The organism is Dyella nitratireducens (assembly GCF_014642835.1).
Lineage (GTDB): Bacteria > Pseudomonadota > Gammaproteobacteria > Xanthomonadales > Rhodanobacteraceae > Dyella_B > Dyella_B nitratireducens.
In genome coordinates, this window is record NZ_BMJA01000001.1 from 1634791 (window position 1) to 1655254 (window position 20464).

At 60.2% G+C, this 20464-nt stretch carries 21 protein-coding genes and 1 tRNA gene; 9 read left to right on the forward strand and 13 right to left on the reverse strand.

The window, feature by feature from the left end; genetic code table 11:
* Positions 1-128 precede the first annotated feature (128 nt).
* From mprF to IEX75_RS07455, 3 genes are all read left to right on the forward strand, one after another.
* Positions 129-2732, forward strand: a complete 2604-nt coding sequence (mprF, locus tag IEX75_RS07445; protein ID WP_229720688.1) for a bifunctional lysylphosphatidylglycerol flippase/synthetase MprF — start codon at positions 129-131, stop codon at positions 2730-2732.
* Complete coding sequence (locus IEX75_RS07450; RefSeq protein ID WP_188793591.1) at positions 2729-3511, forward strand: AcvB/VirJ family lysyl-phosphatidylglycerol hydrolase; 783 nt, start codon at positions 2729-2731, stop codon at positions 3509-3511. The genes mprF and IEX75_RS07450 overlap by 4 nt, the downstream gene beginning before the upstream one ends.
* A 517-nt stretch (positions 3512-4028) precedes the next feature.
* A complete protein-coding gene (locus IEX75_RS07455; protein ID WP_188793592.1) occupies positions 4029-4202 on the forward strand; it encodes a DUF1328 domain-containing protein in 174 nt (57 codons plus the stop codon).
* A gap of 114 nt (positions 4203-4316) precedes the next feature.
* Here the strand turns inward: IEX75_RS07455 and IEX75_RS07460 are convergent, their stop codons facing one another.
* A complete protein-coding gene (locus IEX75_RS07460) occupies positions 4317-5156 on the reverse strand; it encodes a methyltransferase domain-containing protein (protein ID WP_188793593.1) in 840 nt (279 codons plus the stop codon).
* A gap of 21 nt (positions 5157-5177) precedes the next feature.
* On the opposite strand from IEX75_RS07460, the gene IEX75_RS07465 reads away from it, so the two are divergent.
* Positions 5178-5639, forward strand: coding sequence for a GNAT family N-acetyltransferase (locus IEX75_RS07465; protein WP_188793594.1), 462 nt, complete (start codon positions 5178-5180; stop codon positions 5637-5639).
* Positions 5640-5656: 17 nt separating this feature from the next.
* On the opposite strand, the gene IEX75_RS07470 is transcribed toward IEX75_RS07465, so the two are convergent.
* The 5 genes from IEX75_RS07470 to IEX75_RS07490 all read right to left on the reverse strand — a co-directional run bounded on the left by IEX75_RS07470 (position 5657) and on the right by IEX75_RS07490 (position 8962).
* Positions 5657-6535: an alpha/beta hydrolase gene (locus tag IEX75_RS07470; protein WP_308422109.1), complete on the reverse strand. Its 879-nt coding sequence runs from the start codon at positions 6533-6535 to the stop codon at positions 5657-5659.
* Between the two features lie 138 nt (positions 6536-6673).
* A complete protein-coding gene (locus IEX75_RS07475) occupies positions 6674-7423 on the reverse strand; it encodes a DUF4386 domain-containing protein (RefSeq protein ID WP_188793595.1) in 750 nt (249 codons plus the stop codon).
* A 118-nt stretch (positions 7424-7541) separates the two neighbouring features.
* On the reverse strand, positions 7542-7913 hold the full coding sequence (locus tag IEX75_RS07480; protein ID WP_188793596.1) for a hypothetical protein: 372 nt from the start codon (positions 7911-7913) through the stop codon (positions 7542-7544).
* 1 nt (position 7914) lies between these two features.
* Entirely contained in the window at positions 7915-8058 is a 144-nt protein-coding gene (locus IEX75_RS07485) for a hypothetical protein (RefSeq protein WP_188793597.1), read from the reverse strand.
* Between the two features lie 79 nt (positions 8059-8137).
* Positions 8138-8962, reverse strand: a complete 825-nt coding sequence (locus tag IEX75_RS07490; protein ID WP_188793598.1) for a helix-turn-helix transcriptional regulator — start codon at positions 8960-8962, stop codon at positions 8138-8140.
* 166 nt (positions 8963-9128) lie between these two features.
* On the opposite strand from IEX75_RS07490, the gene IEX75_RS07495 reads away from it, so the two are divergent.
* Together IEX75_RS07495 and IEX75_RS07500 are read left to right on the forward strand one after the other, a co-directional pair.
* Positions 9129-10190, forward strand: coding sequence for an isocitrate lyase/PEP mutase family protein (locus tag IEX75_RS07495; protein WP_188793599.1), 1062 nt, complete (start codon positions 9129-9131; stop codon positions 10188-10190).
* Entirely contained in the window at positions 10187-11128 is a 942-nt protein-coding gene (locus tag IEX75_RS07500; RefSeq protein WP_188793600.1) for a transporter, read from the forward strand. The genes IEX75_RS07495 and IEX75_RS07500 overlap by 4 nt, the downstream gene beginning before the upstream one ends.
* A 217-nt stretch (positions 11129-11345) precedes the next feature.
* Here IEX75_RS07500 and IEX75_RS07505 read toward each other — a convergent pair whose 3' ends face one another.
* The 5 genes from IEX75_RS07505 to IEX75_RS07525 form a co-directional block, all read right to left on the reverse strand.
* Positions 11346-13139, reverse strand: a complete 1794-nt coding sequence (locus IEX75_RS07505; protein ID WP_188793601.1) for a right-handed parallel beta-helix repeat-containing protein — start codon at positions 13137-13139, stop codon at positions 11346-11348.
* A 215-nt stretch (positions 13140-13354) separates the two neighbouring features.
* Complete coding sequence (gene bla / locus IEX75_RS07510; protein ID WP_188793602.1) at positions 13355-14362, reverse strand: class A beta-lactamase; 1008 nt, start codon at positions 14360-14362, stop codon at positions 13355-13357.
* A gap of 12 nt (positions 14363-14374) precedes the next feature.
* A complete protein-coding gene (locus IEX75_RS07515) occupies positions 14375-14767 on the reverse strand; it encodes a VOC family protein (protein ID WP_188793603.1) in 393 nt (130 codons plus the stop codon).
* Positions 14768-14849: 82 nt separating this feature from the next.
* Positions 14850-14926 (reverse strand) — tRNA-Arg (locus IEX75_RS07520).
* Positions 14927-15120: 194 nt separating this feature from the next.
* Positions 15121-17028, reverse strand: a complete 1908-nt coding sequence (locus tag IEX75_RS07525) for a M61 family metallopeptidase (protein WP_423373110.1) — start codon at positions 17026-17028, stop codon at positions 15121-15123.
* 312 nt (positions 17029-17340) lie between these two features.
* Between IEX75_RS07525 and IEX75_RS07530 the strand changes: the two genes are divergently transcribed.
* The 3 genes from IEX75_RS07530 (at position 17341) to IEX75_RS07540 (ending at position 19098) form a co-directional block, all read left to right on the forward strand.
* Complete coding sequence (locus IEX75_RS07530; protein WP_188793605.1) at positions 17341-17985, forward strand: outer membrane protein; 645 nt, start codon at positions 17341-17343, stop codon at positions 17983-17985.
* 171 nt (positions 17986-18156) lie between these two features.
* A complete protein-coding gene (locus IEX75_RS07535; RefSeq protein ID WP_188793606.1) occupies positions 18157-18516 on the forward strand; it encodes a hypothetical protein in 360 nt (119 codons plus the stop codon).
* 219 nt (positions 18517-18735) lie between these two features.
* Entirely contained in the window at positions 18736-19098 is a 363-nt protein-coding gene (locus IEX75_RS07540; RefSeq protein ID WP_188793607.1) for a hypothetical protein, read from the forward strand.
* Positions 19099-19192: 94 nt separating this feature from the next.
* On the opposite strand, the gene IEX75_RS07545 is transcribed toward IEX75_RS07540, so the two are convergent.
* The gene (locus IEX75_RS07545) at positions 19193-19687 is read right to left on the reverse strand and encodes a hypothetical protein (RefSeq protein WP_188793608.1); all 495 of its coding nucleotides are present in this window, start codon (positions 19685-19687) and stop codon (positions 19193-19195) included.
* Positions 19675-20259 (reverse strand): hypothetical protein, encoded by a 585-nt coding sequence (locus IEX75_RS07550; protein ID WP_188793609.1) that lies wholly within the window; start codon positions 20257-20259, stop codon positions 19675-19677. Before IEX75_RS07550 ends, IEX75_RS07545 begins: the two co-directional genes overlap by 13 nt.
* Positions 20260-20464 lie beyond the last annotated feature (205 nt).

The following is a 20464-nucleotide window of genomic DNA, read 5'->3' on the forward strand; positions in this document are numbered from 1 at the left end:
TCCCATCGGAGCGCCCTTTGTTTTGATGGGAACGTGTCGCCAACACGTCCGCGACGGCAGGCCGCAAGTTACTGCCTGTCATGCCATGTATGGCACCATCGGCGTCTGGGGAATCGAGAGGCAGTAGCGTGGAGCAGCAAGGCGGGGCCGAAGTCCTTAGCCAAGAAGACGCCCTGAACCGCACCGGTCCGGTGTGGCTGCGTCGATTCGCCGGCCCGGTATTGTCGGTACTGATGCTGTGCCTGGCGCTGTGGGCGCTGTATCGGCTGGCGGGCGAGGTGAGCTATCACCAGGTGGGCGAGTACATGCATCGCCTGCGCCGCGGACGCATCGGCCAGGCCATCGTGCTGACGGCACTCGGCTATGCGGTGATGCCGTTGTATGACTTGTTCGCGCTGAATTCGATCGGCCGCTCGTTGCCGAAACCGCGCGTAGCGCTGATCTCCTTCATCAGCTATGCCTTCAGCAACACGCTGGGCATGGCGATGCTGGTGTCCGGCTCGATCCGTTATCGCTTCTACATCCAGGCCGGCCTGTCGACGCTCGACGTGGCAAAAGTGGTGCTGTTTTGCACGATCAGCTTCTGGCTGGGCCTGTGCGCGATCACCGGCGTGACGCTGTTGCTGGTGCCGATTCCCCTGGGTTTGCCGCTGGCCCATTGGCACCTGCTGCTGGGCATCGTGCTATGCCTGATTCCCTTGCTGTGGCTGGCGGGTGGCGTGCTGTTTCGCCGGCCTATCAAGCTGTGGCGTTGGGAAGTGCGCTTGCCGCCGCTGTCGGTGGGACTGCGACAAGTGTTCGTCGGCGCGCTTGATTGGGGCTTGGCCGCAGCCGTGTTGTATGCGCTGATGCCGGATTCGCTGGCCCTGCATTTCGGCTCATTCCTGGCGATCTTCGCATTAGGGCAGATCGCCGGCTTGATCAGCCATGTGCCCGGTGGCCTGGGCGTATTTGAAGCGGTGATGCTGGCGGGCTTCGGCGCCACCGGCAACCAGGCGTTATCCGCACCGATTCTGGGTGCGCTCGCTGCCTATCGCGGCGTCTACTACTTGCTGCCGCTGTGCGCGGCCACCGTGGCAGTGGTGATCCGCGAAGCACGCGGGCTGCGTCAAGCCGCGCTGCTTACGCCATGGTTCAACGGCATCCTGCCGCCCTTCTTCGCCGGACTCACGCTGGTATCCGGCGCAGTGCTGCTGTTCTCGGGCGCCACCGCCGTGCTGCCGGGCCGATTGGAACTGTTGAGCGATCTGTTGCCGCTGCCGGTGATGGAGATCTCGCATTTCCTCAACAGCGTGATCGGCATGTCGCTGTTGATTCTGGCGCGTGGCCTGCAGCGCCGGCTCGATGCGGCGTATTGGTTGACCTTGGTACTCCTACTGGCCGGTGCCGTGGCCTCGCTGCTCAAGGGCATCGACTACGAAGAAGCGGGATTGCTGGTTTTGCTGGCAATTGCACTCGCACCTGCGCATCGTTTGTTCTATCGGCGCGCATCCCTGTTCGACATCACGTTCTCGTTCGGCTGGCTACTCGCCTGCGCGACGGTGCTGGGCTGCACCGTGTGGCTGGTGTTTTTCAGCTACCAGCACGTGGAATACCGCAACGATCTGTGGTGGCAATTCAGCTTCTACCACGGCAATGCGCCACGCGCGCTGCGTGCGCTAGTCGGCGCGACCGGCGTGGCGTTTCTGTTCGCTCTCACCACGTTGATCCGCTCGGCGCGCTCGCGCCCCACGCTGCCCGACGACGCGGAACTGGCGCGGGCCATGCCGCTGATCAAGCACTACCATTCCGCCCAGGCGCACCTCGCACTGATGTCAGACAAGAGCCTGCTGTTCGATCCGGATGGCCAGGCCTTCATCATGTACGGCATCGAAGGACGCAGTTGGGTGGCAATGGGTGATCCGGTCGGCCGCAACGATCGTGCACGGCAGGAACTGGTCTGGACCTTCCGCGAACGCTGCGAGCGTGGCGGCGGCTGGCCAGTGTTCTACCAAGTAAACCCGGACGACCTGGATCTCTATCTCGAAGTCGGCATGAGCCTGTTGAAGATCGGCGAAGAAGCACGCGTGCGATTGGAGCAGTTCAATCTCGACGGCAAATCGAAGAAGGTGCTGCGCAATACCGTGAACAAACTCGCACGTGATGGCGTGCGCTTGGAGATCGTGCCGCAGGAGCAAGTACCCGCGCTGCTGCCGCAGCTTAAGCCGATCTCCGACGCATGGCTGCGCGAAAAACGCGTACGCGAGAAGGGCTTCTCCCTCGGCGCGTTCGACGAGCGCTATCTCTCGCGCACGCCGATGGCGGTCGTGTGGCAGAACGACAAGATGGTGGCCTTCGCCAACATGCTCCTCACCGAAAGCATGGAAGAAGCCTCGGTCGACCTGATGCGCTACCTGCCCGATGCGCCACCGGGCCTGATGGATTACCTGTTCGTGGAATTGATGCAATGGTCCAAGGCGCAAGGCTACCGCTGGTTCAACCTCGGCATGGCACCGCTGTCGGGCCTGCAGAGCCGCCGCCAGGCACCGCTGTGGAATCGCTTCGGCGCGCTCATCTTCGGTCGCGGCGAGCGCTTCTATAATTTCCAGGGCCTGCACCGCTACAAGGACAAGTTTGATCCGGAATGGGAACCGCGGTACCTGGCAGCCCCGGGCGGCATTGCGTTGCCGGTGGTGCTCACCAATGTCGCCAGCCTAATCTCGGGTGGCCTTAGTGGAGTCGTGCGTCGATGAAGTTGCGTATTGCGGTGGTGGTTGTCGTGCTGGCGACCATTGCGGCCCTGGCCATCTGGAAACCTTTTCCGCATCCCAGCCTGGAAGATGCCACCGTCAAACTGATGCCCACGGCGCCAGCACCGGCCGGCCATGACGATGTGGTGGCCATCTTCTATTCCGGCGATGGCGGCTGGCGCGATCTGGACCAGGAACTTGGCAAGCGCCTGCAGGCGCACGGCGTGCCCGTGCTCGGCATCAGCTGTCTGGATTACTACTGGCGCATGCGTTCGCCGGAGGAATCGGCTCGCGATCTCGATGCACTGATCAGCCAATACACCACGCAATGGCACAAGCAGAAGGTGTGGCTGATCGGCTTCTCGTTCGGCGCCGATGTGCTGCCAACCATCGTCAACAAGCTCAGCCCGGCGAACCGTGCGCGCATCACGCAAATGGTGCTGCTCTCGCCCAGCCAGGACGTGAACTTCGAGATCGAAATGGAAGGCTACATCATGGTGCGCGAGAACTGGTTGAAGACGCACCTGCAGGAAGCCAAGCAGTGGATCAATCCGGTGCCGCACTATCCGGCCCTGCCACCCATCGTGTCGCTGCAGAACAAGCCGCCGCTGGCCTGTTATTACGGACGCGACGATGGCGACGACACGGTGTGCAACGACCCCAAGCTGCCAACCTGGGTGAAGGTGTACGTGAAGCCGGGCGACCACCACTTCGATTACAACTACGACGGGCTGGCGATGCAGATGATTGGCGATTTGCCGAAGGATTCGCCCTCGCCGTAGGTTGGGGTGCAAGCCCCAACATCGCCATGTCCATGCATACCACTATGTTGGGGTTTGCACCCCAACCTACGATGCCGACCTCAGCAGCGTCTTCTACCGCGAAAAAGTCAGTCTTGCCTCGACGTCATTCCGGCGAAAGCCCACTGCTGTCCGGGGAAGTTTCGTAGTACCTCACCGTCATTCCGGCGAAGGCCGGAATCCATGGCAAGTACGAAGCATGGATTCCGGCCTTCGCCGGAATGACAACTCGCTCTGAAACAGCATCAATGCGAACTTCGGTTGTTGCCGGAATAGCGGGAGCGCATAAGATTTGCACCAAAACCTGCGATGCTTCACTGAATAACAGCGAACCTTACACACCCTGCGCACACGCCTTAGGCATTCCCTTCATCTGCATGAATCACGCAACCGCTACGTACACCACACGTACGTACCATTCACGGTCGCATTGATCGAATCGATAACGCCGAACGCCTCATCGCGCCCGGCTACTCAATCGATCCGGATGGAGATTGCCATGCTTTACTGGGCCGCCGTATTTTTCATCATCGCCATCATCGCCGCCGTGTTCGGTTTCGGCGGCATTGCCGCTGGGGCAGCGAGTATTGCGAAGATTCTGTTCATCGTGTTCGTCATTCTGTTCGTGCTGTCGCTGATCTTTGGCGGCATACGTCGAGGACCGCGTCCGTAACAGAAAAAAACACCATCAAGCAAAGCGATTCATGCCGCAGCAGCGTGAGTGCTGCGGCATTTTTCGCTGCCGTTTTTAAACAGGCGCATAGGCTGGCGCCGCGCAAGCAAAGCTTTAGCGGCTGCGAAACAATGTGGCACATCGAGGGTCACAAGCGTCATCTGTCGCCAGCCATGGCTCTCTGCCTATCACCTCGGTGCAAGGCCCCAATGTGCACAACCGAATCGCACGGCTCTTTGCTTCACGCTCCAGCATGTTCAGCACCGTACGCAACATCGTGCCGGTGAACGGCGTATACAGATAAAACACCGTACCCTCCGACAACTGCGCCTGCCGTACGTCCTGCGCGATAAACGTCGCGTTGCGCAGATTCAACGCCTGCGCGCATTGCTTCGCAGTCGCCACATAAGCACGCTGCCATTCGATGCCCAGGCAGCGTGCCGGCGTGCAGATAGCCGTTAGCAACGTGACATGCCCCAAACCGGAGCCAAGATCGATGACGGTGTCGTGCTCATCGATCGAGGCACGCGCGATGAAGTCGAAGATATGGCGTGCCGGCGTCGGCTGGTAGAACACCATCTCCGCTTCAAGTGCGGGTACATCGCCAGGCTCAGCAAGATCGAGCACGCCACTGACCAGGGCATCGAGCGGATCGTAACTTTCTTCCTCGCCATCGTGAGGCATCGTCGTTGCCCATTGCAGCAGGCTGGCTGCTCCTCGACCTTGTCGTATGTCTTCGCGAACGGATTGGTAGAGATGCTGGTTGATCGTTTCCAACTCGAGCATCAGGGCCTCAATACGCTCTTTAAGCGCCGGCTCCCCGGCATCGCCATGATGGACAAGCCAGGTTTCGCATTGCTCCAGCATGTCGATGCGTCGACCTAGTTGATCCGGTTGATGCCACGATCGATCCTGTAGCATGCCGTCGAGCAGGTTTTGCAAGTTGATGACCATCCATCCATCCGGGAATACCGCATGACCAAGCCCTTCGCGATCAGGCCGGCAAGGAAGGCGGATTTTTCCGCATGGTTGCCGTTATGGGAAGGCTACAACGCCTTCTACGGCAGAAGTGGTTCCATCGCCCTGCCGATGCACATCACGCAAACAACATGGCAACGCTTCTTCGACGCCTACGAACCCGTACACGCGCTGGTTGCCGAACAAGACGGCAACTTGCTTGGCTTGGCGCACTACCTGTTTCATCGCAGCACCATCCAGCTCGAGCCAAGCTGCTACCTGCAGGATCTTTTTACCAACGAGTCGGCTCGTGGCAAGGGCGTGGGCCGGGCGCTGATCGAGGCGGTTTACCAAGCTGCGTCAGAGGCCGGCTGCCAACGCGTGTACTGGCAAACCCACGAAACGAATGCCACCGCCATGCAGCTGTACGACAAGGTGGCGGAGAAATCGGGCTTTATCGTTTACCGCAAATTCGTCTGAATCCTCGTCCATCCTTTTCACACGCGCGTGCGCCGCAGCCAGTCGAGCAATTGCGCCAACACCTGACGCCGCCCTGTTTCTGTTTCGTTGAACAGCTCATGGAACAAGGTATCGAAGAACCGGCTGGTAAGGTGTTTTGTTGCCCACGCATTATTTGAAAATTCGCGGCTGCCGGAAGGGTCCACCAGTCGATCGCTGCCGGCGGCCAGCAACAAGGTCGGCACGCGCAGGCGCCATCCATCGGCGATGCTCGACGCACCGGCGCGGAAAATGAAATCAGCCAGGCGCGGTGTCACCGAGCGCATGCACAGTGGATCGTTGCGGTAGGCGTCGAGCACGTTCGTATCGTGCGACAAGCCGTCCAGCGGCAAGCCGTTGCGCAGCGGCAGATTCGGCAACGTCCGCGTGAGCACGGCCGCTAGGCGATGCAGCCACGGTGCTTCATAGGAGCGCAACGCCGGTGACGAAAGCACCAGTCTGGGCGGTTCTACACGACCGTCGAGCACCGCCCGCACCGCAACCAGGCCACCCATGCTATGGCCAAGCAGCAATGGCGGCGTTCCCAGGCTAGTCGCGTAGTGCTCGTAAACCGTGGCCAGGTCACTCAGCAGATCGTCGCTACGCCGTAAAGCACCACGTTGACCCGGCGAGCGCCCATGCCCGCGCTGATCGTAGCTGCGCACCGCATAACCGTGCGCCAGAAACCACTGCGCCAACGCTTCGTAACGCCCGCTGTGCTCACCCAGCCCATGCACGATCAACACCGCATCGTGCGCACGCTGCCCTGGCCAATCGCGCAGGAAAAGCCGCTGCCCATCGGCCATGGTCAGCCATAGCGCACCATCTTCCCGCTTTTCACTGCTCGCCATCCGCTCTGCCCCTGCCTGTCGTTCCATAACAGCCCCTTGTTCGCCTGCGTACATTAGCCCTTGGCAGTCAGTATGAGAACTCCTGGAGCCTGTCCGGACATGTCCGCGCTCAAGGGGATGGAGCACGGGGACAAGTCGCATTCGGCTGCCTGGCAGCCACTCCACTCAGGGCATCCAGTTCGCCGTCCGAGGATGGGCGGCCCATACCCGCCACTTTTCGACATTCAAGCCAACAAAGGTGAGCCACAAGGCCAGCGAGCCCTCACCAGGCAGGCATGGAAAAAGCAGATAGGGCAGCAACCGCTCCTGCAGCGAGGGTGCGATGAAGCTGAGAAATCCATCGGTGAAATAACAGAATCCGGAAAGGGCGAGCAGCAGGCCGATAATCCGTGGCAAAAAGCCGGACCGGAAAATCAAATAACCGGCGAGCATTTCATCCAACCCATAAAACGCGAAGGAAATAAGCAGACCCGTGTCCTGCAGCTGCAACGACAGGTAAGACAGCGCCTGCAACTGCGCCGGATTGAATGCAAGCATGGCGCCACTCTCGGCCGCCAGCTTCAACGGCACGTACGCGTTGATCATGTCGAGACCTTCGATCGCCGTACCAATCAGGCCGCAACCCATCGCAATGGCTGCCACTACACCGTTTACCCGCCGGAACAGGATGAAGCTGATGACTTCATCCGGTACGTTGCATAACAACAGCACGATGTGGGCAGTGAAACCTAGCCGGAACAGCGTTTCGTGCGTAGCAATGTTGTGCACGGTGGCCGCAGCATCGCCAGGCACGATCAAGGCGCTGCGAACGTAGCCGATGTCGAATGCCCCGGTGACGATGCCAATCAGCGATACGACGCCGACGATTCTCGCCAGGACGAGCGGAGAAAAACGTTCCGAACCGATATTCGCCATGAAGCCCCCGAAGCTTGTGCGACAACGAACCGGAAAGCTTGCCGAGGTTCAGTATGCGCGCATGCGGTCGACGCTCCGCGTGCCGGAAGTACTTCCAGGCGCGTTATAAGGTGCCCCATCAGGGCGGGTTTTTCGGCACATAGAGATCAAGACCCTGGCCAAGCGCGTATCGCCGGGTATCCGCCGGTAAAGGCTCGGTCTGTTCGTGCACGCTTACCCGCCGATCTTTGGTCGCCACCCACAAATCGGCGTTGATGCGATAGATAAGCTCTTTCTTGGTATGCGCAGCACGGTATGCGCCAAGGCGCTTTTCAAGCGTCAATACGTGATCGACCACGGCGAGTTTCCCGCACTCCGCATAGTTGGCATGCAACAGGGTTTGTACGCGCGTGGCGATGGCATCCTGCGCCGCCATGGCGGCGGCGCCGAACGCCGGCTCAAAGGCGCCAAGCATGCATAACGCGATGACGAGGCGCTTGCCGGTGCGCATGTCAGGCACCTCTCTTGGCGTTGGCTTCGCCGAGTTTTTGCGCGCATTCCTCGCAGCACACTTCCACCACACGGCCACCGATGGTGACCTGGATGACGGTATCGTCCAGCGCGCAATCGCACGCTGCACAGGTTTTTTCGCTCATGACTTTCTCCTGGTGTGGCCCGTCAACGGGCACGCTCAGGAAATCATCCGATGTAGTTGGGCGCTGTCGAATTCTTTAGCTATTGCGACGAGCGACGGAAGTCGGCCGGCGAGTGGCCGTAGGCTTGCCGGAATGCGCTGGCGAAATGGCTATGGCTCGAAAAACCCAGCTCCAAAGCCAAGGCAGAGAGATCATCGTAGTGCTTGATGAGATCGAGCGAACGCGCCAGGCGCAACTGCAATTGATAGCGGTACAAGGGCATGCCCTCGACTTGCCGGAACACCTGCGTGAGGTAGACCGGCGAACTGCCGATTTCCTTGCCGATCTCGGCTAGCGTCCAGCGTCGCGAAAGGTCGCTGGCGAGCAACACCTTTACACGGTCGGCAAGCCGGCGGCGCGCATGTGTCGACGCCGGCTGCCGCGATGTGCGTGGCCCCAGGCTGCGGCAAACCAGGGTGAGCACCAAGGCTTCCGCTTCCAATGGCTCGATGCTGCCGTTCTCCAGGCTATGACGCAGCAGCGCCACCAGCGCCTGCGCGCGTGCATCGATGCGCTGCGATTGCGCACGGAAGGCTACGCCGGCGTGGGCTTGCAACAACGCCTTCGGCGCCAGCTCCGCCAGCAATGCCTGGTCCAGTTTCAGGGACAGGCAGGCGTCTCCGCCATCCAGCGGATGGCTGACCTGATAGCCCTCCTCCGCATTGAAGAACAGCACATGGTTGGCATCCGCCACTGCCTGGTCTTTTCCCACATGACGCAAGTAAAGGCCGCGATACGGGAAAACCAGCTGCGTGGTGGACGCACACTCCTCCGCACTGCGATGACGGCATGTGCCGGTGCAGTGGACGTTTCGCAACGTCAACGACTCCGTCGACAGCAGGACTTGGGAGCGGAGCTCCGACATGGCGGCACGCCAGTGGTGTTCTTCACAGGAGGCTTGAGCTTAGCAAGCTCGCGCCGGCTTTGGCCTGTGCCACGAGGCAACGACTAAAGATTCTGACAGCGCGGCCAGGCCTCCAAATGGTCTGCTTCACTCACCCGGTCGGCGGGTGTGGATACAGGCCAAGTGCATGAATCGCGAGCAGAAAGAACGCGCGGAATACTTTCACCAGCTGCATACCGGCCCGGCGCCGCTGGTGCTGCCCAATGCATGGGATGTCGCCAGTGCACGCGTCATTGAGAACGCTGGCAGCAAGGCCATTGCCACCACCAGCGCGGGCATGGCGTGGTCGCTGGGCTACGCCGATGGCGAGAAGATGCCCGTGCAGGAGTTGCTGGCCGCGTGCAAGCGAACCTGCCGAGCCGTGAGGGTGCCGGTCAGCGTGGATATCGAGCGCGGTTACGGCCGTGATGCACAGGATACCGGCGGCCTGGTGGGCGCACTGATCCAGCTTGGCGTGGTGGGCATCAACATTGAGGACGGTACGGTGCCGGGCACGCAAACGCTGGCGCACCCAGCTGTGCTTTGCGAACGCATCGCCTGCGTGCGAACGGTTGCACGTCACCACGACCTGCGGCTCTTCATCAATGCGCGCATTGACACGTATTGCACCAAAGAGCTGTCAGCCGCCGCGAGGCTGGAAGAAACACGCGTGCGTGCACTCGCGTATATCGATGCAGGAGCTGACGGCATTTTCGTACCCGGTCTGGCCGATCTGCAGGAAATCGCCACACTAGCCCGAGCGCTGCCCGTGCCGCTCAACATCTATGCAGGCTATCCAGGCGCGCCTGCCTCGCAGGCACTTGGCAAACTTGGGGTGCGCAGGATAAGCCTGGGCTGCGGCCCCATGCAGGCGACACTGGCCCATCTGTCGAACATGGCATCCGAAGCCATCGACGAAGGTCGCTACGACACGATGGGTAGCGCGATGCTGACGACGGCGCAGGCGAACGGTTTGTTCGCAGCTGTCGATAGCCACCGCGTACGCGATGTGCCTTATGTTGGCATGGGCGATGGCCCCGTCGCCCTGCTGCTTGCCCAGCCGAACAAGCACATGCATGACGTCGAATTGACGACACGCAATGGCACCACCGAGCACGCGCATGGGCACGAAGACCCGCCGGCATGGCGACGGCTGTTCGCTTCCGTACTTGGCGAGAACAAAGGCAGCGCAGGGGTACGCAGCCGATGACGTGCAAGCATGCGCGGTGGCCGCTTGCCGTGGTCATGTTGGCAACACTGGTTTACGTCATACCCAACCCAGTTTCGGCCTCCGATGCAGATCAACAGTCGCTTGGTGAAGCCTGGTGGACCGGACCGATGATGGCCAACTCGGCAGCCGCCTTGCCGAAAGGCCACTTCCTGATTGAACCGTATCTCTACGACGTACGCTCACCGCACGTGGATAGCTTCGGTTCCTTGACATACATGGAGTACGGTGTCACGAACCGGCTGATGCTTGGAGTCATCCCCACGTTCACCTACAACCGCGCAACGAACGGAACGAGTAGCGCAGGCGTGGGCGATGCGAGCATCCTGGCGCAGTACAGCTTGACGTCGTTCCGGGAAGGAAGCGCCATACCCGCCATGGCGCTGATGGTGCAGGAAACCCTGCCGACGGGTCGATACGATCAGTTACGCAACCCTCTGGTGGATGCACAAGGCAGTGGTGCTTACACCACGACCGTGCAGTTGAATACCCAAACCTATTTCTGGATGCCGAATGGACGCATCCTGCGTATGCGATTCAACCTGGGTGGTTCCTTCTCCCGCCAAACGCAAGTGGACAACCTCAGCATCTACGGCACGCCCGAAGGTTTCCACGGCGACGCCAAGCCTGGGCGCGCATTCAACGTCGACGCCGCCTGGGAATACAGCATCACACAGCGCTGGGTATTGGCGCTCGACCTGGCGTATCACTACGCCGAAGGTGCGCGCGTAACAGGCGTTGCAGATTCGACACGCGTGGCTTATCGCTCCCCTTCGAGCGCCTATGTCGGATTTGCGCCTGCCCTCGAATACAACTGGCGAAACAATCTCGGTGTACTGGTCGGCGTTCGCGTTTTTACGGGCGGGCACAACAGCGCAACGACTGTCACACCAGCGATTGCGTTGAATTATGTGCATTAGGGAATCTCCGATTCATTCCGCGCGACCGGGTGCCCGTGTAGGCTGGGATGAAATCCCAGCACTTGGAACTGCAAGAAAGCTGGGATTCCATCCCAGCCTACGCGTTTCAATCGACCCTGATTGAATAAATCGGAGGCTCCTTGGCTTTCCAGCACGCAGATGTTGGCGGTGACGCATGTCATCGCCAACACTCGCTGGACAACGCTGTACTCGCCCGTCAGTTCTGATACGCGCCGCGATCAATCAAGCCACTGTTGGTATCGCGTGATGAACCTGCGTAATCGTAGGCTCCCTCGCTCGCCAAGCCGAGATTCACGCCGCTACCAATGGCTGGTGATCCGGCGGAAAGCTGCAAGCTGGGCGTGGACGTGCTGATGAATAGCGGATCGGCGAGCAAACCACTGGACTCACTCTGGCTGGCCTGCTGGAAGCTGCCCAAATCGGTGTAGGACTGGTTGTTCCAAACCCAATTCGCAGACGCTCCGTCATCGCTTGTATAGAACAGATCATTTTCCAGCGTCACCGGCGCCGTACTCGATGTCACGAAACTGTTCACCAGCAAACCCTGGCCATTGGCATACAGGATGTTGTTGGCGAATACGTTATGGCTGGCGTGGTATTGGACCTGGAATTCGCCGGTGCCCGACTGCGTGGTGTCGTTCTCGAACAAGGTGTTGTTGACGATGGTGCAGTGATCCGTGCCGCCCACCGACGACGAGTAGCCGCCGATGGAGATGCCAACGACGTTACTGTAGAACACCAGGTTGTTGCGCGCGGTGACGTAGCTGGTGTCATGCCCGGAGTGTTCACTGGCCAGTTCGATCCCCAGGTCCGCCGCCTGCACGCTGTTCTGCTCGATGGTGATATGCGTACCGCCATCCACATAAATGCCATCGGCGCCCGGCTGATCGTTGTAGGCCGGATTGGTGGTAGAGGTGATGTTGTAAACCGTGTTGCCCGCGATCCATCCTTGGCGGGCCTGGTCCAGACTGGTCGTGGGCGCGGTGCCTTCGAAGCCAATCGCATCGATACCGATGTTGTCGTTATCGTGCACACGGTTATTGGTCACCTGCCAGTTCTGTACGTTGCCGTTCACCGTCAATGATTCGCTGTAGCCAGTGGTGAGATGATCCAGCTCATTGCCGTCGATGATGAGGTTGCTGATCGGCGTGGTCGCAGTGCCGTAGACCGCCAGGCCGAACGCATCGCCCGACGATGTCTTCACCGTGGTAACGATGTTGTGGATATGGTTGTTGCGTATCTCGATATGGTCGCCCGACCCCTCGATGAAAAGGCCCGCCGGCACCAGGTTCGACGAGTTGGAGGTGTAGTTCTGCAATTGCAGGCCGATCACGCGCACGTAGCTGGCGTTTTGCAGCGTGATCAAACCTTGCTGGCCTTGCGGCACGCCAAGACCCGTGCCATCGATGGTGGCGAGTTGTCCCGGCGCGGACATCAACGTGATGTAGCCGGCCGTAGCGGTGCCGGAACGGGTGATGGTCACCAGCTCGTTGTAGGTACCGCCTGCCACTTGCACCGTCGCGCCGGCAGGTACGGTATTCATGGCGTGTTGGATGGTGCGCCAAGGCGTGGTGGCGCCGCCGCTAGCACTGTCACTGCCGGTGGTTGCGACGTAGTACGTAGAGCCGCCATACGTCGACGCCGCCACTGCTACCGATGCTCTGCTGGTAGCGAGCGGCGCTGCGTCAGTCTGCGCCGTAACGGTGGCGGTAAATGATGCCGGCGCACCCGCTGGCGCGGTGTAAACGCCGCTCGCGGAAATAGTGCCAAGGCTCGGTGCACCGCCCGGCACACCATTGACCAGCCAGGTGACGTTTTGATCACTGCTGCCGGACACCGTCGCCGTGAATGGCTGCGTGCCATTGGCAGAAAGTGAAACCTGCGTGGGTGATACGGCCACCGTGACGGCAGCAGCAGAGGTTGCCGCGAAGCATGACGAAGCCATCATCACGACCAGCATGGCCGTGTGCATCTTGGGGAACGTGCGCATACTTTCCATATCCTTACGAAAGAGTCGTCAGTGACGACGGGGATGGGACAGCCCGCGAACTATGGCGCAGGCTGTTATCGCAAAAATGCGATGGCATTCGCAGGACGGTGGTAACTCAGAAAACCTTTTGCAGCATGCTGATTTTCATAAAACGAACGTCATGGATTTCATGCAGCGTTGAACGCTCAAAAAAATTTGTACCGCGCTCGCTTTGATCAATGCATGACTGCTCTAACAACGCTTCTGGTGATCTCCGCGTATAAGGCATCTCTTTCTGCCTTGTCCGCTCGAGAGGCCGTGAGGAAGGCAGCGACGATAACCGTGTGGCCGTTTGGCCAGGTCATGATGCCAATATCGTTGTAAGCAGCTGTTTCCCCTTCAAACGACACAGAGGTGCCGCATTTGTCGGCCAGACGCACACCGTTGGGCAAACCGGCTCGCAGGCGATGGGGCACAGTTTGGTCATACATGAGTTGCAACAAGTGTTGCGTGGAGACTGACGACAGCAGCTGACCTTTCCAAAGCTGCTTCAGGAGCTCTGCAGCGGCATCGGGTGTCGTCCGGTTACGTGGATCGCTCAGATAATCACGGTAACCACGACGGCGGCGCGCAAGCGTTTCCTGTGCTGTTTCGTTAGCAGGAATCTGCTCGCCATGATCCGTCCCTTGGAAGATCCGGTCAACGCCGGCCTCATCCAGATCCACGCGCATACCTTCCATGCCATGCGAACGCAAGAATGCAGTGATTACCTTGGGACCACCCACCAAACGCACCAAGGCATCAGCAGCGGTGTTGTCGCTTTCGCTTACTGCGGCGCTCAACAGTTCATTGACCGTGAACGCCATGCTATCGCCATGGAAGTGGGCGCCGATGGACGGAACGGCGGATCCATCCACGATATCAGCGCGAGTCAGGGTTACTTTTTGTTCCAGCGAGAGATGCCCAGCGTCGACCTGCGCAAGCACGGTAGCCGCAACGGAGGCCTTGAATACACTCATCATGGGATAAGCACGATCAGCACGTATCCGTACCTGTGCACCGGTATTCAGATCAAGCACGGTGATGCCAAGCAAGCCGGGACGAGCGCGTACTGCAAGCTCGGTCAATGATTGTTGAAGCGATGTTTTTTCGCTGCTATCGAGAGGAAAGGCCGGAGCGGTTTGCCACACACAAACCAAAAACAACAACGCGAAGCAAGTAAGGAAACGCCATCTGCTGATCATTCATACCATCCATTAGTTGATCTGATTAAGCGAACTAATTGTGACGTAATACCCGTCCAGATCTCGCAGCGAGAACTCCATCGTTCCAGTATTGGGATTCATGTGCGGCTCCTCTTCAAACCGGGCGGCGAGCTCACGCGCCCTCGCCAGAGCCATGTCGAAGTCATCCACCCGGAAGAACAGAAGCAAACCGTTGCCCGGCATGCCGCTATCAGGACTGGTCAACGACGGATGGTCGTGAGCGCCCCACTGATGGAGGCAGAGCAACACCGTGCCGTCCGCGTCGAGGACTTGCCCAAAATAGGTATGCGCGGGAGAGGCTATCGGCTGTCCAAACAGCGACTGGTACCAATGAAAGCTTGCGGCCACATCGCTCACCGCAATGATCGTCCACGTGCGTTTCATTTGCTCACCTTTTGCCTAGCTCGCTGTGGTTTTGACGAGCGCATCTCATGACGCACAAGGAACCATGCTGAGTCAGAGAAAATGGCGCGCCCGGAGGGATTCGAACCCCCGACCAATGGCTTCGGAAGCCACTACTCTATCCGGCTGAGCTACGGGCGCATGGTGAATGCTGGCGCGATGGATCCCAAGGGGATGGGCGCCGAGCGGACGGGAAGTATAGCGGAGGTGGGTGGGGATGCCCATCGGCTCCGGTGAGCCTTCCGCTAGATGGAGGGCTTCACCCCACCCCAGCCCTCCCCTGCTGCATGCAGGGGAGGGAGCAGGTCACGGCTTGTCGCAAGCAATCGCAATGATCACTTCGCCTTGATGAGCTGACTCAAGGTATCCGGCTTGCTGGTATCACGCTCCAGATGCGGATACTTCAGGCCGCCGTGATAGTCGATGCGCACGGTCTTGTACTGGTCGAAGTTCTTCATCAGCAACTCGATCGGCTGGCTGCTGTCTTTCGCGGCGGCAGTCACTGCATCCTTGAGCGTATCCGGGTCGTAGCTGTGGCCATTGACGGCGACGATGGTCATGCCGGGCGAGATGCCGGCATTGAAAGCGGGGCTGTCCCACAGTACGTCCATGAGGGCGCCTTCCTTGCCGACTGACATACCGAGCGAATACATGAAATCCGCCGACTTGCGGAATGCTTCGACCGCCTTGATCGCATCGGAGGGCTTGTCGTTGTAGACCAGCTTCCAGCCGTGCGATTCGAGACCGCCGATGAGCGGGCCATGGCCGTCGAGGCGCGTGCGCAGGTAGCTGCTCCAGTCATACGGCGCGATGTTGTTGAGGGTCTTCACGACATCGTCGAAGGTGTACGTATCGACATCCCACGCGCCTGGATTCACACCGAAGAAGGCCTTGCCGAAATCGTCGATGGTCTTCTTGTTGCCGGTGAGTTCGCGCAGTTTGCCGTCTACGTCCAGCCAGATCATCTGGCCGGCGGAGTAGTAATCCTCGCTACCCTGATAGTTGCGGTACGGCAGCGGGCGACGCAGGGCGATGGTGGGATCGTTGGTGGTGTCCTGCACGTTGCGCCAGCTGGCCAGGCCCGGGCGACCCTTGTCATAGTTCGCGGCGACGGCGGCGATCATTTCCTCGAACTGCTTGTCGCTCCACAAGCCGGAACGCGCAGCCATTACCTGTCCCCAGAACTGCGTCTGGCCTTCGTACACCCACAGCAGCGAATCGCCCATCGGCACGTTGAAATTCGGCGTGGCCAGATCGAAGCCGCGGCGGTACTTGCCGTCCCAGGAATGGTTGAATTCGTGCGAGAGCAGGTCGCGCATCACCCAGGTCTTGTCCCAGTCGGTGAAGTAGCCGCTGGGCGTGCCGTCTTCGCTGGAGCGGTGATGCTCCAGGCCGTTGCCGCTCATCTTGTCGCTGAGCGAGAACAGGAAGTCGTAGTGGTTGTAGTGATGCGCGCCGTACAGCTTGTACATCTGCTGCACCAGGGCCTGGTGGGCTTTCAGCTGCTCAGGCTTGATCTCCAGATACTTCGGATCATCCGCCACGAGGTCCATGTGCACGGGCGTGCTTGCGCCCGGATCGAGATCGACGCGCTTGAAGTATTTGCCGGCATAGATCGGCGAGTCGACCAGGTCGTCGTAGTTGATCGGCTTGAAGTGCACGGTGCCGCCGTCTTGCGAGGCGACTTCCAGAGCAGAACCGAACTGCCAGCCGGCCGGCAGCGTGACGCTTGGCTCGGTCTGGATCTGGCGCGCGAAATAGCCGGCTGGATAGAGCGTGACGGTGTTCCATTGCAGATCGAGCATTTCCGGCGTCATCACCACGCGGCCCTGGCGGGTGTCCTGCGGCGAGAGGAACTGGAAGTCCACCTCCACGCTGCCGGCGCCTTGGGGCACATCGACGTTGAACGCGTACACGTTGTACTCGTCACGCGTCCACGGCAGCACCTTGCCATTGGCCTTCACGGTGAGGCCGGCGAATTTGTCGATCGGGCCGGTGGGCGAGTGGTTGCCCGGAATCCACTCCGGGTACAGCAACGTCAGCTTGCCGGCCGCCGCAACCGGGATCGTTTCGTGCACGCGGAACACACGGTGGGCGATATCGGAGGCGTCCACGTCGATCTTGATCGTGCCGGCGCTGTAGGGAACGTTCTGCGGGGCGGGCACATCGTCGGCATGAACGACGAGGGCGGTGCATCCCAGCACGGTGGCAAGGATGGCGGTGGCAAGCGGGGTGCGTTTCAAGGGCGTCTCCTGGTGCGCGAGGCCGCCAACATGAACGTGAAGGCGGCGTAAGGCCACGATCCTAGCCATGTGCGCATACCCTGCTCCCCTGCCAGAGGTCACGCGCAGGCGTTGTGCCGCCTCGATTTCGGACTCGCATGAAATTGCTGCCGCGCAGCGGCAAAACTGAACAGCGCGCGCGCCGTGAAACACCCGGAAAAGCTTTGTTCAGGACTATTGTTACAAACTTGTTACGTCGTGTATCCCCGCACGGCCCCTCGCCGCGACTTCCCCATCGCGCCGACGGCACATAAGAAAGAGATGGAGTCCTCCATGAATAAGCTAGTCCTCTCGGCCGCCGTGGCCGCGCTTGCCCTGTCCCCCGTGCTGAGCCAGGCCGCTCATGCGGACGACGCCAGCACCCCTACCTACGGCGCCAACGTCAACCCCAACTGGCAAGACAACTTCTTCGTTGACGGCCAGCTTGGCCAGACCCAGGCCCGCACCAGCCTGCTCGACCACAACAACAGCGTGTTCCAGAACGTGCGCTTCGGCTGGCGCTGGAACGGCATCGTTGGTCCGGAAATCGGTTATGCCTACCTGGGTCGCCCCAAGGCTGATATCGGCGACGGCTTTGCCTCGCTTTCCACCAAGGCCCGTGCCGTCACCATCGGCGTGAACGGCAAGTACAACGTGTATGAGAACTGGTTCGTTACCGCGCACGCCGGCTACCTGCGTTCGCAGACCAAGTTCGACCTCGCCTCCGGCGGCTTCGGCACCAACTACACGACCTACAACAACGGTCTGTATGCGGGTCTGGGCGTGGGTTATGACCTGACCAGGCATTTCAGCGTCGGTCTGAACTACGACAACTACCGCATCAACACCGGCAACAGCACCAGCGAGAACTACGTTGGCGTCGGTCGTAACCGCACGAACGTGGCGGCCTATTCCGCTTCGGTGGAATACCGCTTCTGATAGATCGCCGCACGCAAGTGTGAGCTGCCCGAAAACCCCCGGCTTGCCGGGGGTTTTCTTTTGAGTCTTCGGGGAATGCAGGCGTCCCTAAAGTTTGTCCCGCCCAGGTCGATAACCCTTTCCGACTGCTGTTTCGACGTATACGCCCTTTTTCCCCCTAAGGACTCATCCATGAAGACCGTACTCGCCGCGACCCTGCTGCTGGTCGCTCCCATCGCTGCCCACGCCTGTGCCGCTGGCGATTTCGCCATCCAGGACGTCAAAGTCTCCGCAGTCGGCACGGGTGTCGCCACCCGTCTGAGCGTCAAGGGCAAGCTGGTCAACAATTGCTCCGCTGCCGCCGCTGCCCAGGTTCGCCTGGATGCGAAGGACGGCTCCGGCAACGTGCTCGCCTCCAAGGTGGGCTGGCCCGCCGGCACCACCAACGTCAGCCCCGGCCAGTCGGTGGAATTCGACCTGGGCCGCCTGCTGCATTACCAGTCGGACATGCAGAGCTACTCGCTCAGCGTGGTCGACGTGAAAGCCTGGTAAGACACGCCAGCATTACCAGTTCGTTGCGAATCTGCCGACGGCGTTTGCCGTCGGCTTTTTTTGCGACCGAAACCATCCTCGTTGTTGCAATACGCTGCATGCATGCGGCGCGCTGACGCGTGCGCGAATGGAATCCGAACGCCTCTAAAGTTTCGTCCCACTCAGGCCGATAGTGATTACAAGCCGTGCTCTTGGCGATTCGACCCTGAGGACTGACACATGAAGACCGTGCTCGCCGCGACCTTGCTGCTGGTCGCCCCCATCGCCGCCCATGCGGCCTGTGCAGCTACCGATTTCGCGATTCAGGACGTCAAAGTCACCGCGGTGGGTACGGGCATTGCCACCCGCCTCAGCGTGAAGGGCAAGCTGGTCAACAACTGCGCCGCGGCCGCGGCCGCGCAGGTGCGTGTGGATGCGAAGGACGGTTCCGGCAACGTACTCGCTACCAAGACCGGCTGGCCCGCCGGCACCACCAACATCAGCCCCGGCCAGTCGGTGGATTTCGACCTGGGCCGCCTGCTGCATTACCAGTCGGACATGCAGAGCTACTCGCTCACCGTGGTCGACGTGAAAGCCTGGTAAGACGCTTCAACAATTCAAAACTTGCGTGTGAACCTGCCGACAGTGCTAGCCCACACTGTCGGTTTTTTTGTGCGGTATGGAAAAATGCAGCCAGCTATTTCGGCGGCTTGGTGGACTTGAGCACCCAGAAGCGCACCTTGTCGAACTTCGGCCCGGCCCAGGCATCCCACACCGTCTTGTCGCCATCGCTCTTGGCGCCCGGCCAATTGATCAGCGAACGCGACATCGAACGCGCATACAGCCCATGCGAGCGCATGATCAGCGTCTTGCCGTTGTACGAGTAGGCGTAGCCGCCAGAGTCTTTCACATCCCCCGGATACACCACGAGCACGTGTCCGTTGGGATGATCTTCGCTGCCACCCACCACCAATGCTCCCGCCTTGGCGAGATCGGCCATCGTGCGGCTGTCGTTGGGATCCAGCTCTTCCCAATCCGAGCTTCGCGCAAGAAATTTCACCAGATCGTTGGCGACCATGTAGGGCTGATCCGGCACATAGCCTTGAATCGCGTGCCAAACGAAATTGCTGCACGAATGCAGCGAGTCGGGCATGTTGTACGCGGCGTCCAGTACGGCTTTCAATTCCGGCATGTCATGTCGTCCTTGGTGTATTCATCGGTCGCGTTCTGCGCGATGTATGCATGCTGCGTGGGTGTCCAGCGCAACACGGGCAAGTCGTAATCCCCACCTGCGGCTGGGTTGCTGACATGCACGCGGATTTCGCCCGGCATGCCGCCCAGCGACGATCCATAGCGCAAGCTCAGGGTGCGCGGTTCATCGAACGGAAACAGTTCCGGCAGACGCGCCAAGCAGTGGCCGTCGGCGGTGACGAGCAAAGGACGGGGAAAATTCGGCCATGCCGTTTCCCCGGGATGGTCATCCAGATAAGGCTGCGCGAATACCGTCAGCAACCACAGCTGGGCCGGCGCTTTCGCCGAAGCTCCCAGGGGGCAGGCTCTTACATAGGGTTTATAGGCATCCCAATCTGCCGCCAATGGGCCGTCATAGCCGGCTTTGGACGGCGGCGCGCATTGCGCCGGGGACAAGGTGCGAAACGAGGATGTTGCCGGATGAGGCGATGCCAGGGCGCATGCCGTCAACGCCGCTCCCCATATCGCCAAGCATCCCTTCATCGCGCCTGATCTGACAAGCTGCCAGCACATGCCATGGTCCTTCACGTTATGCAGGCCTACAACTTTATCCGATAACCCTGCCCTCCGCGCAAGATCTCGCACAACGTAAACAGCCAGTAGGTTGGTGTGCCAACCCCAACATCGCCGCGATCACAGGCGTCCCGACGTTGAGGTTTGCGCCCTGAGCTATCCCCACGTTTTCTGCTTGATGATCTGAACAAAATCAGCAAGCTGG